The organism is Amycolatopsis sp. 2-15, from assembly GCF_030285625.1.
In the GTDB taxonomy this organism is placed as follows: domain Bacteria; phylum Actinomycetota; class Actinomycetes; order Mycobacteriales; family Pseudonocardiaceae; genus Amycolatopsis; species Amycolatopsis carbonis.
Genome location: NZ_CP127294.1, coordinates 9159053 through 9172210 on the forward strand (window position 1 = coordinate 9159053; position 13158 = coordinate 9172210).

The following is a 13158-nucleotide window of genomic DNA, read 5'->3' on the forward strand; positions in this document are numbered from 1 at the left end:
GGGGGCTTTTTCGTGCGCTGCTCCGGATGCACCTGTCGGGTCACCGTGCCGCGGATTAGCGTCGACGGCACAGCCGCCAGGCAGGAGCCCGCCCGTGCCGGAACTCCCCGAACGCCACGAACTGGTCCACCGCAGCCCCGTCGGTATCGCCGAGACCTCGACCGTGATGGCGGCCGCCGGTCCCCTCGCGGGACGCTGGGTGCTGGTTGTCGGCTGTGGCACGGGCTTTCACCCTCGGCTGTTCCGCACGGCCGGCGCGTCCCGGGTGGTCGGGGTCGACGCGGACCGCTCGCTGATCGCGTACGCCCAGCGGCAGGAGGAACGCGACCCGCTGGGGATTTCCTACGAGGTGCACTCGCCGCTGAAGTTGCCGGTGATCGGCGACTTCGACGTGGTCACGGCCCTCGGTGTCGCGGGGCCGCTCGACGTGCTGGTCGCGGGGCTGGCGGCGAACGTCCGGCCGGGTGGGCTGCTCGTCTTCACGCACCTGACGCCGGCCGCGCTCGCCGGCGCCGGGCCGGGTTTCGCCGTGACGCCGGACTTCGAGGAAGCTGGTGGCACGCGGGTGTCGGTCCGCGTGGGGGCCGATCCGCCGGTGTCGTTCGAGTCGTTCGTCCGAGCGCCGGCGACGGTCGAGGCGGCCCTCGCTGCCGCGGGTTTGCGCTCGATCGAACAGCAGCCCGTGACGGTGCCGGCTGACGACGAGTCCTGGCGGCCTCTCGTCGCGAACCCGCCGTTCGCGGTGCTGACCGCGCGGCGGCCCTGAAGATCTCCTTGCGGGCATCACGTGAGACCTCGGCCGACCGTGCGGGTCCGTTCGGGGCGGCCGAGGACGTCGGTGCGGTCCACCCACTGGTCGATCGCCCCGATCGCGCCCGGGTGGAGCGCGGCGACGAAGCGGTCGCCGCCGAGAACGCGGTAAGGGCGGTGGTGGAAGCCGCGGGTGCGTGGGTCGTTGGGCTCGGTCAGCCCGAGTCGATTGTGTTTTGCCGCAACGGCCGCGCGGCGACGACCGCGGACTCGAGTTCGTCGCCGACCTCGCCGCAGCGGCCGACAAACGCCTCCTCCTGCGCGATGCGGCGCCACTGCCCGGCGAGGACCTCGCGCCACACGTCGTCGGGGTCCCAAGCGAGAGCGGCCCGGAGCGCGTCGAGGCGACCGAGGCCGTCGTGGAACACCGCGCCGCCGGTGAGCTCGGCGAGGGTCTGAGTCGGGGTGGTGAGCCAGTCGGCCCGGGACACGCTTTCCCCGTGCAGGAAGCCGAGCCGGGCGGTGAACCACGTGTCCACGCCGGCGAGCGTGTCGCGCCCGGCCGCCGCTTCGCGAGCGGTTTCAGCCCCGCACCCGGTGTCCGGCTTGCCAGACCGCGCGGATGCGGCCGGCGAGGTCGGTGACGTCCAGGGCGGGGCCGTCGAGCAGCACGAGGTCCGCGCGCAGCCCTGGGGCGACGCGGCCGCGGTCTTCGAGACGAAGCAGACGGGCGGCGTCGCTGGTGGCGGCGCGCAGGGCGCCCGCGGGGCCGAGGCCGGCGGCGGCGAGCAGGCGCAGCTCGGTCAGCAAGTCGACATGGGGACGCGGCGCGAGGTCCGAGCCGGCGGCGATCGGGATTCCCGCTTCCATGGCCAACGCCAGGGACCGCCGGTGGGCTTCGCCGTGTTCAGCCGGGATCGGCGCGAGGGTGGGGACGTACCAGCAGCCGTGTTCACGCATCGCGGCGACGGCCTGTTCGTCGAGGAACACCCCGTGTTCGATACTGCGCACGCCGGCGCGCGCGGCGGCGGTCGCAGCGGCGGCCGTGTGCGCGTGGGCCATCACGTCACGGCCGGCGCGGCGGGCCTCGTCGGTGACGGCGTGGAGCTCCTCGTCGGTGGGGCGGACGTCGCGCCCTTCGGCCAGCGCGGCCATGGCAGCGCCGGCGCCGAGCTTCACCCAGTCGGCGCCCGCGCGCACCATCCGCCGCACGGCCGCGCGCGCCTGGTCCGGGCCGTCGAACACGGCATCCGGCAGGGCGGGGTCGTCGATGCGATCGAGGCGTCCGGTGTCCGCGTCCCACCAGTCGCCGAGCCCACCCGTCGGCGACAGCTGACGCAGGCTGACGAGCAGGTCCGGGCCTTCGATCCAGCCTTCGCCGAGGGCGTGCTTGAACCCGGCGTCGGCACCCCAGGCGTCACGGACGGTCGTGATCCCCCTCGCTCGCAGACGGCTGAGCGTGGCGACGGCTTCGAGGACCCTGGTGCTTCGGGGAAGTCCTTCCGCGCCGGGAAAAGCGACGTGGACGTGACAGTCGATCAGGCCGGGGATGAGGAGACCACCGTTGCCGTCACAGGCGTCGGGACCATCCACATCGGACCCTACCGCGGTGATTCGCTGGTCTTCGACGAGCACGTTCGTCGCTTCGGCGGTGCCGGAATCGAGGTGGAACACCCGGACGTTCTTGATGAGCACACCACTGACCTTAACGAAGGATCAAGGGTAGGAACGCGGGAACAGTGAAAGCCATGGGCAAGGCCCGCAACCCGGACCCCTGGCGCTCCGTCAGCCGCGGCACCATGGGAACGGGCACCATCAAGCGGCCGGCCGACACAGCGTCCACTGTGGAGGTTCGGATACAGGACCGTCGCGAACGTGACCCACTCGATCCGACGGCACCGGTGGGGCTCGGTGCTCAGGCGCCGAGTTCCGCCGCGACCAGCGCGATCGTCTCTTCAGCCAATGGCCCGAGGTCCGATTCGCGAGCAATGGCCGTATGGGAGAGCCGGGTGATGTCGTCGACCCAGCGTCCGGTGGCGGTGTCCGGTTCGTCGATGCGCGCGAAACCCCGCTACAGCAAGCCGTTCGCGTCGTCCAGGTGGCCGCGGGCGACGGCTTTGATCGCGCCGAGGGCGTTGGCCAGGGCGCTCGCCGGGCGGGACCACTCGTCGTCACGCGCGTGCGTGGAAGGGTCATCGGGACCGGTTGCCGCCGACGCTTCCCACACAGCCAGGTCCAGCCACCAGAAGAGCGGAACGTCCGAGAACCGCACGAACAGCAGCCGCCGTTGCGGCGAGTGGAAGAAGTCCGGCGAGGTGCGCACGGCGGCGACCGGGTGCACTCGCTCCAGCACCGCCCGGACGTCGGCGACGCACGAGACCAAGCGGCCGTCGCGCACGACCCACTCCACATCGATGTCACTGAAGGCGTCGGCGGTGCCGGCGGCGAGCGAGCCCCGCAGCCGGGCCACCGACGAAGGGCACGCAGCGGCCAGCGCGGTGACGACGGCGTCGGCCAGCTGCGCCCGCGTCACCGGCGGAAGAGCTTGTTGCCCAGCCACACGATCGGGTCGTACTTGCGGTCGGCGACCCGCTCCTTCATCGGGATCAGCGCGTTGTCCGTGATGTGGATGCCTTCCGGGCAGACCTCGCTGCAGCACTTCGTGATGTTGCAGTACCCGAGCCCGTGTTCCTCCTGCGCGGCGTCACGACGGTCGGCCACGTCGAGCGGGTGCATTTCCAGCTCGGCGATGCGCATCAGGTACCGCGGCCCGGCGAACGACTCCTTGTTCTCCTCGTGGTCGCGCACCACGTGGCAGGTGTTCTGGCACAGGAAGCACTCGATGCACTTGCGGAACTCCTGCGAGCGCTCGACGTCCACCTGCTGCATCCGGTACTCCCCCGGCTTCAGATCCGGGGGCGGGGTGAACGACGGGATCTCGCGCGCCTTGGTGTAGTTGAAGGACACGTCGGTCACGAGGTCGCGGATCACGGGGAACGTGCGCATCGGCGTGACCGTGATGACCTCGTCCTCGGTGAACGTCGACATGCGGGTCATGCACATCAGGCGCGGTTTGCCGTTCACCTCGGCCGAGCAGGAGCCGCACTTGCCCGCCTTGCAGTTCCAGCGCACGGCGAGGTCGGAGGCCTGCGTGGCCTGCAACCGGTGAATGATGTCGAGGACCACCTCGCCCTCGTTCACCTCCACCTTGAAGTCCTGCAGCTCGCCGCCGGTCTCGTCGCCGCGCCACACCCGGAAACTGGCCTTGTAGCTCACGTGTTCCTCCCGGAGTGGTTCTCCAGCTCGGCGTCGGTGAAGTACTTCCCGAGCTCATCGAGCTCGAACAGCTCGAGCAGGTCCTCCCGGAGCGGGATCTGCTCCTTCTCCACGACGTCGACGTCCGGTACCACGGGATTGTCCCCCGCCTTCGCCGAGCACACCAGCAGCTTGTGCCGCCAATCGGCGTCCATGCCGGGGTAGTCGTCGCGCGTGTGGCCGCCGCGGCTTTCGGTGCGCAGCAGCGCGGCGCGAGCGACGCACTCGCTCACCAGCAGCATGTTGCGCAGGTCCACAGCGAGGTGCCAGCCGGGGTTGAACTGCCGGTGGCCCTCCACGGTCACCTGCGCCATGCGCTGCCGGATCTCGCCGAGCTTCTCCAGCGCCTGACGGATCTCGCCGGCCTTGCGGATGATGCCGACCAGGTCGTTCATCGACTGCTGCAGCTCGGTGTGCAGCGTGTACGGGTTCTCGGCCACGCCCTTGGCCGGCGGGTCGAACGGCTCCAGCGCCATCTTCGCGGCGGCGTCCACATCTGCCTCCGCCACGGCCGGACGCGAGTCGCCGAGACCGTCCACATAGGACGCGGCGCCGAGGCCCGCCCGGCGGCCGAACACCAGCAGGTCCGACAGCGAGTTGCCGCCGAGCCGGTTGGAGCCGTGCATCCCGCCGGAGCACTCCCCCGCCGCGAACAGGCCGGGCACGCTCGCCGCGCCCGTGTCCGGGTCGACCTCGATGCCACCCATCACGTAGTGGCAGGTGGGCCCGACCTCCATGGCCTCCTTGGTGATGTCGACGTCGGCCAGCTCCTTGAACTGGTGGTACATCGACGGCAGCCGGCGCCGGATCTCCTCGGCGGGCAGGCGGCTCGCGATGTCGAGGTAGACGCCGCCGTGCGGGGAGCCGCGGCCTTCCTTGACCTCGGAGTTGATCGCGCGCGCCACCTCGTCGCGCGGCAGCAGGTCGGGGGTGCGGCGGTTGTTGTCGGCGTCGGCGTACCAGCGGTCGGCCTCGTCCTCGCTGTCCGCGTACTGGCCCTTGAACACGTCGGGCACGTACTCGAACATGAACCGCTTGTCGTCGGAGTTCTTGAGCACGCCGCCGTCGCCGCGCACGCCTTCGGTGACGAGGATGCCCTTCACGCTCGGCGGCCAGACCATCCCCGTGGGGTGGAACTGCACGAACTCCATGTTGATCAGCTTCGCGCCCGCACGCAGGGCCAGCGCGTGGCCGTCACCGGTGTACTCCCACGAGTTCGACGTGACCTTGAACGACTTGCCGATGCCCCCCGTCGCGAGCACCACGGCGGGGGCGTCGAACAGGATGAACCGCCCGCTCTCGCGCCAGTAGCCGAACGCGCCCGAGATCTTGCCGTCGGTCAGGAGCAGCTCCGTGACGGTGCACTCGGCGAAGACCTTGATCCGCGCCTCGTAGTCACCGTACTTCGCGAAATCCTCCTGCTGCAGCGAAACGATCTTCTGCTGCATCGTGCGGATCAGCTCGAGCCCCGTGCGGTCACCGACGTGCGCGAGGCGCGGATAGGTGTGGCCGCCGAAGTTGCGCTGGCTGATCCGCCCGTCGGCCGTGCGGTCGAACAGCGCGCCGTAGGTCTCCAGCTCCCAGACGCGGTCCGGGGCCTCCTTCGCGTGCAGCTCGGCCATGCGCCAGTTGTTGAGGAACTTGCCGCCGCGCATGGTGTCGCGGAAGTGCACCTGCCAGTTGTCGTTCGAGTTCGCGTTGCCCATCGACGCCGCGCAGCCGCCTTCGGCCATCACGGTGTGGGCTTTGCCGAACAGGGACTTGCACACCACGGCGACGCTGAAACCGCGTTCGCGCGCCTCGATCACCGCGCGCAGACCGGCGCCGCCGGCACCGATCACCACCACGTCGTAGCTGTGCCGTTCGACCTCGGTCATGAATAGAGCCACCTCGGAGCTTGGACGCCGTTGTCTTTCTACTGCCGGAGAGAGGGTGCCGACGCTAGCCGACGAAACGCAGATCCGCGATGGCTCCGCTCGACACGAGCATCACGTAGAGGTCGGTCAGCACCAGCGTGCCGAGCGTGGTCCACGCGAGCTGCATGTGCCGGGTGTTGAGCTTCGAGACCTGCGTCCAGACCCAGTACCGGACGGGATGTTTCGAGAAGTGCTTCAGCCGGCCGCCGGTGACGTGCCGGCACGAGTGGCAGGAGATCGTGTACGCCCAGAGCAGCACCACGTTGGCGACGATGATGATGTTGCCCAGCCCGAAGCCGAACCCGCTGGGGCTCTGGAACGCGACCACGGCGTCGTAGGTGTTGACCAGCGACACGATCACCGCGACGTAGAAGAAGTAGCGGTGCACGTTCTGGATGATCAGCGGCAGCTTCGTCTCGCCGGAGTACTTCCCGTGCGGCTCGGCCACGGCGCACGCGGGCGGCGAGAACCAGACCGAGCGGTAGTACGCCTTGCGGTAGTAGTAGCAGGTCAGGCGGAAGCCGAGCAGGAACGGCAGGACCAGCGCCCCGAGCGGGATCCAGCTCGGGAAGTCGCCGAACCAGTGCCCGAAGTGGCTCGAGCCTTCGACGCAGGAAGTGGACACGCACGGCGAGTAGAACGGCGTCAGGTAGTGGTAGTCGGGCACCCAGTACGCGGTGCGCACGAAGGCGCGGACCGTCGCATAGACGATGAAGGTCGCGAGCCCCAGCACGGTGAGCAGGGGTTGCAGCCACCACCGGTCGGTGCGCAACGTCCGGTCGGCCAGAAGCGCCCGCCCCGGAGAGCGGACACCGGTGCGGGCCCGGCTGACGTCGTTGTCAGCGGGGGCGCTCACCGCTGGTCGCGCTTGTAGCCGCCAACGCCTTCGTCATCGGCGCCTTGCCACAACGCCGGATCGTAAGGAGTGTCCGGAACCGGTACGCGGTCCACGGGTTTCGCCTGCGCCGGCACGGCGTGCGGGTGGCCGTCCAGCTCAGCGGTGTCGATGTCGAGCCGCTCGACATCGTTGGCCAGCCGGCGCACCGCCGACGCGTCGCCGTACCGAGAGCGCAGGGCGCCCACGCACTGCCGCAACTGGCCGATGGTGCGCCGCAGTTCGGCGAGCTCTGTGGTGGACATCGGGAGCCTCCCTGTTCGGTGGGGCTGACAGGAGCCGGGGTGACGATCACTTTCGCCATGTACGACTCTGCCTCGCGTTGTGCTATGTGACAAGTAGCACATTCCCTAGCGTATTGCCTCTTGACCTTGGGAGTCGACCCCTCTCGGGGCCGTGTCGTGGAGCCAGGCCGTCGGTAAGCCGTGGGTGCGCTGGTCAGCGGCGGGTGGTGGCGCGGGATCGACAGGGCTGATCAGTCGAGGTGGGTGGCGACCTCGTTGCGGCGTTTGACCAGAAAAGCGCGCTCCACGTCGTTGTCGGTCATCGTCAGGGCCTCCTCGTAGGACGTCGCCGCTTCCGCCCACCGGCCGAGGCGGCGCAGGAAGTCGGCGCGGGCCGCGCTCAGGTAGGTGTAGGTCCCCAGGGCCGGCTCGGCCAGCAGGGGCGCGAGCGCGGCGAGGCCGGCCTCCGGGCCGTCCCGGAACCCGACGGCGATCGCGCGGTTGAGCTCGACGACCGGCGACGGCCACAACCGGCGCAGCACCTCGTAGAGCCCGACGACCTCCGCCCAGTCGGTGTCCTCCCACGTCGGAGCTTCCGCGTGCACCGCGGCGATCGCGGCCTGGACCGAGTAGCTCGTCGGGCCCGCGCGGCGCAGCGACTCGGTCAGCAGCGCGGTGCCCTCGTCGATCTGCCGGACGTCCCACCGCGACCGGTCCTGCTCGGCGAGCAGGATCAGCTCCCCGGCCTCGGAGACGCGGGTGTCCCGGCGGGCGTCGGTGAGCAGCATCAACGCCAGCAGACCGGCGACGGCACCGTTGTCCGGCAGCAGCTCGTGCAGCGTGCGAGCGAGGTGGATGGCGCCGTCGACGAGGTCGCGCCGGACGAGCCGCTCGCCGACCGGCGCGGCGTGACCGGTCGTGAAGACCAGGTGCACGACGTCGAGGACGGAGCCGACGCGTTCGGGCAGATCACCGGGTGCGGGCATCCGGTACGGGATCCGCGCAGCACTGATCTTCTTCTTCGCCCGCGTGATCCGGGCCGCCATCGCGGAGTCCTGGACCAAGAACGCGCGCGCCACCTCGGTGGTGGACAGGCCGCACACCAGTCGCAGGGTCAGCGCCACCCGGGCATCGCGGGACAGCGCCGGATGGCAGCAGGTGAAGACGAGCCGCAACCGGTCGTCGCCGACCGCGTGCGGGCCCGCCCCGTCCTCCGGCCCGGCCACGACGTCGTCCATGACCAGCAGCGGCAACGCCGAGCGCAGCACCGACTCCCGCCGCACGAGGTCCTTCGCGCGGTTGCGCGCCACGGTGGTCAGCCAGGCACCCGGCCGCGCCGGGACACCGTTCACCGCCCAGTTCCGCAGAGCCTGGGCATACGCGTCCTGGACGCACTCCTCGGCGAGGTCGAGATCACGCACGACGCGCACCGTCACGGCGAGCACTCTGGCCCACTCGTGACGGTGCGCCTGCGCGACGGCCTCTGTGACGTCGCTGTTCTCGGTCAACTCGCGCTAGCCCGGCTCGTTGATCGGCCGGATCTCGACCCCGCTGTGGGCCACCGTCAGCTCCGGCAGCCGCTCGGCGAGCTTGATCGCGGCGTCGAGGTCGGGTGCCTCCACCACGTAGTAGCCGCCGAGCACTTCCTTGCTCTCCAGGAACGGTCCGTCGGTCGGCGCCGGCCGGCCGGCCACGCTGCCGCGCAAACTCATGGCCGTCGCCGTCGGCAAGAGCTCGTGGCCGGCGAGGACCGCGTCACCGGCTGCGGCGACGAACGCCGCGTGGCCCGCTTCGATCTCCTTCCGGTCCTCTGCGGAGCCCGCTTCCCAGATCTGCTCGTCCCCATAGATGAGGAGCAGGTACTTCACCATCTGACACATCCCATCGCCTCGGGGCCCGGTCCGGCCCGCTTGCCTCTACGACGAACGAGCCGGCCGCGAATCGATTGTCCGGCGCCCGGCCGGTCGATTTTATGGGTAAGAGCGCCGGTGTCAGAGCCGTATCAGGCCGGTGTCAGGTGGGGCGGCCACAGTGGTCCCCGAGACCACCATGAAAGGAAGTCCCATGAGCCAGACGGTTTCCGTCCCGCAGGGGTTGCCGATGGAGCGCGACGCGGGACCGTTCGATCCGCCGCGGGAGATCACGCGGTTGCGGGACGCGCGGCCGGTCAGCCCGATGCTCTTCCCGGACGGGCACGAGGGCTGGCTGGTCACCGGGTACGACGAGGTGCGGCAGCTGCTGGCCGACACCCGCTTCAGTTCGCGGCAGGACCTGGGGGTCATGCACGTGCCTTACGAGACGCCCGGGATGCCGGCCGCCACGGAGCCGTCGCCGCAGGTGCCCGGGTTGTTCATCGCGATGGACCCGCCGGATCACACGCGGCTGCGGCGCAAGCTGACCGGCGCGTTCACGGTCAAGCGGATGAAGCAGCTGGAGGACCACATCGCCGAGGTCGTGGAGCGGCAGCTGGACGCGATGGCGCGGCTGACGCCGACGGTGGACCTGGTCAAGGAGTTCGCGTTGCCGGTGCCGTCGCTGGTGATCTGCGAGCTGCTGGGGGTGCCGTACGAGGACCGCGCCGACTTCCAGGCCAATTCGGCGAAGTTCCTGGTCAAGGAGCAGGAGCTCGAGGAGAAGATGGCGGCCTACGGTGCGCTGACGACGTACCTCGGCACTCTGGTGGCGGGAAAACGCGCCGAGCCGGGTGAGGACATCCTGTCCGACCTGGCCCGGCAGGAGGACCTCAGCATCGAGGAGCTCACCGGCATCGCGTTCCTGCTGCTGCTCGCCGGCCACGAGACGACGGCGAACATGCTGGCGCTCGGCACGTTCGCGCTGCTGGAGCACCCCGAGCAGCTGGCCGAGCTGCGCGCCGACCCGGAGCTGCTGCCCGGGGCCGTCGAGGAGCTCATGCGATACCTGTCTGTGGTCGACATCAACTTCCGCTACGCCACGGAAGACCTCGAGCTCGGTGGCGAGACGATCCCCGCCGGCTCGACCGTCGTCGTCTCGACGCTGGCCGCCAACCACGACCCGCGGCGCTTCGAGAACCCCGACACGCTGGACATCCGCCGCAACTCGCGCGGCCAGCTGGCGTTCGGCCACGGCGTGCACCAGTGCCTCGGCCAGCAGCTGGCCCGCATCGAGATGGGCGCCGGGTTCGCGGCGCTGCTGCGGCGCTTCCCGACGCTGCGGCTCGCCGTCCCCGCTGACCAGGTGAAACTCCGGACGGACATGAACATCTACGGTGTCCACGAGCTGCCCGTCACCTGGACGACCACGGCCCCGTGAACCCGGATACAAGCGAGCCGCACCCGACACGCGGGGTGCGGCTCGCTGTTTTCCCGGGGTTTACTGAATCGATTTTGATAACCCGCCCGACACCGGCTACCGTGGTGGCCGTCACGTTCCTGAGACGCCAGTGCTGCCGTCGCGCGGACCCCACCACGCAGGACCCCACCACAGAGTGAGCCGGGAGCCGGACATGAGCAGCACACCCGACCCGGCGGTGCACCCCGTCGTCGCCGAGGTCACCGCCCGCATCGTCGAACGCAGCGCGGAAACGCGCGCCGCCCACCTCGCGCGCAGCGCCGCGGCCCACGAAGAAGGCCCGGTGCGCCGCGGTCTCGCGTGCAGCAACCTCGCGCACGGGTTCGCCGCGATGGACGGCGTGGACAAGGCGGCCCTGCGTGAGCTGCGCGCGCCGGGCGTCGCGATCGTGTCTTCCTACAACGATCTGCTGTCGGCGCACCAGCCGATGCAGGAGTACCCCGCGTGGCTGAAGAAGTCGGTGCGTGCGGCGGGCGGTGTGGCGCAGTTCGCGGGTGGGGTGCCCGCGATGTGCGACGGGGTCACGCAGGGCCGGCCGGGTATGGAGCTGTCGCTGTTCAGCCGCGAGGTGATCGCGATGGCCACGGCGATCGCGCTGTCCCATGACCTGTTCGACGCGTCGCTGCTGCTGGGCGTGTGCGACAAGATCGTGCCCGGGCTGCTGATCGGCGCGCTGTCGTTCGGGCACCTGCCGGCGATCCTGGTGCCGGCCGGGCCGATGAACTCCGGCTTGCCCAACAAGGAAAAAGCCCGCGTCCGCCAGCTCTACGCCGAGGGTCTCGCGACGCGCGAGGACCTGCTCGACGCGGAGGCGGCGTCGTACCACTCGGCCGGCACGTGCACCTTCTACGGCACGGCCAACTCGAACCAGATGGTCGTCGAGGTGATGGGCCTGCACCTGCCCGGCGCGAGCTTCGTGCCGCCCGGCACACCGCTGCGACAGGCCCTCACCGAAGAGGCCGGCCGGCGCGCGGTCGAGCTGTCGCGCGGCGCGTCCTACACGCCGGTTTCCCGGGTGCTGGACGAAAAAGCGTTCGTGAACGGCATCGTCGCGCTACTCGCCACCGGGGGTTCGACCAACCACACGATGCACCTCGTCGCGATCGCCGCGGCGGCGGGCATCCAGCTGACGTGGGACGACTTCTCGGACCTGTCGGCCGTCGTGCCGCTGCTGGCGCGCGTGTACCCGAACGGCAGCGCGGACATCAACCACTTCCACGCCGCCGGCGGCATCCAGTTCCTGGTCGGCACGCTGCTCGATGCCGGTTTGCTGCACGAGGAGGTGCAGACCGTCGCCGGGTTCGGGCTGCGCCGCTACACGCAGGAGCCGATCCTGTCCGACGGCGAGCTAGTGTGGCGCGACGTGCCCACCCGCAGCCTCGACGAGGACGTGCTGCGCCCGGTGTGGCGGCCGTTCGCGCCGGACGGCGGGCTGCGCATGGTCGCCGGCAACCTCGGCCGGGCCGTGACGAAGGTGTCGGCGTGGCGCCGGAACACCGCGTGGTGCAGGCGCCGGCGCGGGTGTTCACGTCGCAGGAGGCGTTCACGGTCGCGTTCGAGGCCGGCGAGCTGGACCGTGATGTCGTGGTGGTCTTGCGCCAGCAGGGGCCGCAGGCCAACGGCATGCCGGAGCTGCACGGCCTCACGCCGGCGCTGGGTGTGCTGATGGACCGCGGTTTCCAGGTCGCACTGCTCACCGACGGACGCATGTCGGGCGCGTCGGGCAAGATCCCGGCGGCCATCCAGGTCACGCCGGAGGCCGCGGTGGGCGGGCCGATCGCCCGGATCGCCGACGGTGACGTCGTCCGCTTCGACGCCCGCTCCGGCACGCTCGATGTGCTTGTCGACGCCGAAGAGTTCGCGCGCCGGGATCTTCTGGACGCGCCGCCGGCGTTCGTGGCAGGCACCGGGCGGGAGCTGTTCGGCGCGCTGCGTCGCGCGGTGGGTCCGGCCGACCAGGGCGCGAGTGTGTTCGGCCCGCTGACGGCCGAGCTGGACCTGCTCCGCGACGCGCCCGCCGGGCGGGGCACACTCGGACTGCCGTTGCACACCTTGGAAACCCAGGAGGTCGGTCAGTGACCACCGGTTCGGACCTGCTCGCCCTTTCGCCCGTGATGCCCGTGGTCGTGATCGACGACGTCGACGACGCCGTGCCGACCGCGCGCGCGTTGCTCGCCGGCGGGATCGGGGTGATCGAGCTGACGCTGCGCACGCCCGTTGCCCTCGCCGCGATCGAGCGCGTGGCCGCGGAGGTGCCGGACATCGCCGTGGGCGCGGGCACCGTGACGTCGCCGGCCCAGGCCGCGCAGGCCGCCGACGCCGGCGCGAAGTTCCTGGTGACGCCCGGCTGCACCGACGCCGTGCTCGACGCCTGCTTCGCCACCGGGCTGCCGTTCCTGCCGGGCGCCGCGACGGTGTCCGAGGCGATGCGGCTCGCGGAGCGTGGCTTGACGGCGCTGAAGTTCTTCCCGGCGGAAGCCAGCGGTGGCGTGGCTTACCTGAAGTCGCTGACGGGTCCGCTGCCGGACTTGCGCTTCTGCCCGACCGGCGGGATCACCGTGGACTCGGCCCCGTCGTACCTGGCGCTGCCGAACGTCGGCTGCATCGGCGGTTCGTGGCTGACGCCGGCGAAGCTGTTGGCGGCCAAGGACTTCGGGATGGTCGAGAAGCTGGCCACGGAGGCCGCCGCGCTGCGCGGCTGAGCCGGTTTGCTCTGCCGTTCCCCGTG

Annotated in this window: 12 protein-coding genes and 1 pseudogene; 4 read left to right on the forward strand and 9 right to left on the reverse strand. The window is 70.6% G+C overall.

Features of this window, described 5'->3' with window-relative positions; translation table 11 throughout:
• Window positions 1–94 precede the first annotated feature (94 nt).
• Window positions 95–766, forward strand: a complete 672-nt coding sequence (locus tag QRX50_RS45195) for a class I SAM-dependent methyltransferase (protein ID WP_285969191.1) — start codon at window positions 95–97, stop codon at window positions 764–766.
• Between the two features lie 199 nt (window positions 767–965).
• Here QRX50_RS45195 and QRX50_RS45200 read toward each other — a convergent pair whose 3' ends face one another.
• From QRX50_RS45200 to QRX50_RS45240, 9 genes are all read right to left on the reverse strand, one after another.
• Window positions 966–1289 carry a DUF4037 domain-containing protein gene (locus QRX50_RS45200; protein WP_285969192.1) on the reverse strand — a complete coding sequence of 108 codons (324 nt, stop codon included), beginning with the start codon at window positions 1287–1289 and terminating at the stop codon, window positions 966–968.
• Window positions 1290–1332: 43 nt separating this feature from the next.
• Window positions 1333–2445, reverse strand: a complete 1113-nt coding sequence (locus QRX50_RS45205; RefSeq protein WP_285969193.1) for an amidohydrolase family protein — start codon at window positions 2443–2445, stop codon at window positions 1333–1335.
• Between the two features lie 376 nt (window positions 2446–2821).
• Entirely contained in the window at window positions 2822–3283 is a 462-nt protein-coding gene (locus QRX50_RS45210; protein ID WP_285969194.1) for a hypothetical protein, read from the reverse strand.
• Window positions 3280–4026: a succinate dehydrogenase/fumarate reductase iron-sulfur subunit gene (locus QRX50_RS45215; protein ID WP_285969195.1), complete on the reverse strand. Its 747-nt coding sequence runs from the start codon at window positions 4024–4026 to the stop codon at window positions 3280–3282. The genes QRX50_RS45210 and QRX50_RS45215 overlap by 4 nt, the downstream gene beginning before the upstream one ends.
• Window positions 4023–5942: a fumarate reductase/succinate dehydrogenase flavoprotein subunit gene (locus tag QRX50_RS45220; protein WP_285969196.1), complete on the reverse strand. Its 1920-nt coding sequence runs from the start codon at window positions 5940–5942 to the stop codon at window positions 4023–4025. The genes QRX50_RS45215 and QRX50_RS45220 overlap by 4 nt, the downstream gene beginning before the upstream one ends.
• Window positions 5943–6006: 64 nt before the next feature.
• On the reverse strand, window positions 6007–6837 hold the full coding sequence (sdhC, locus tag QRX50_RS45225) for a succinate dehydrogenase subunit SdhC (RefSeq protein WP_285969197.1): 831 nt from the start codon (window positions 6835–6837) through the stop codon (window positions 6007–6009).
• Window positions 6834–7121 (reverse strand): Rv0250c family protein, encoded by a 288-nt coding sequence (locus QRX50_RS45230; RefSeq protein ID WP_220238087.1) that lies wholly within the window; start codon window positions 7119–7121, stop codon window positions 6834–6836. The genes sdhC and QRX50_RS45230 overlap by 4 nt, the downstream gene beginning before the upstream one ends.
• A 230-nt stretch (window positions 7122–7351) precedes the next feature.
• A complete protein-coding gene (locus tag QRX50_RS45235) occupies window positions 7352–8608 on the reverse strand; it encodes an RNA polymerase sigma factor (RefSeq protein WP_285969198.1) in 1257 nt (418 codons plus the stop codon).
• A gap of 6 nt (window positions 8609–8614) precedes the next feature.
• Window positions 8615–8971 (reverse strand): YciI family protein, encoded by a 357-nt coding sequence (locus tag QRX50_RS45240; protein WP_285969199.1) that lies wholly within the window; start codon window positions 8969–8971, stop codon window positions 8615–8617.
• A gap of 193 nt (window positions 8972–9164) precedes the next feature.
• On the opposite strand from QRX50_RS45240, the gene QRX50_RS45245 reads away from it, so the two are divergent.
• The 3 genes and pseudogenes from QRX50_RS45245 (at window position 9165) to eda (ending at window position 13132) form a co-directional block, all read left to right on the forward strand.
• Window positions 9165–10391, forward strand: a complete 1227-nt coding sequence (locus tag QRX50_RS45245) for a cytochrome P450 (RefSeq protein ID WP_285969200.1) — start codon at window positions 9165–9167, stop codon at window positions 10389–10391.
• Between the two features lie 193 nt (window positions 10392–10584).
• A pseudogene (edd, locus tag QRX50_RS45250) lies at window positions 10585–12509 on the forward strand (phosphogluconate dehydratase).
• A complete protein-coding gene (gene eda, locus QRX50_RS45255) occupies window positions 12506–13132 on the forward strand; it encodes a bifunctional 4-hydroxy-2-oxoglutarate aldolase/2-dehydro-3-deoxy-phosphogluconate aldolase (RefSeq protein ID WP_285969201.1) in 627 nt (208 codons plus the stop codon). The pseudogene edd and the gene eda overlap by 4 nt, the downstream one beginning before the upstream one ends.
• Window positions 13133–13158 lie beyond the last annotated feature (26 nt).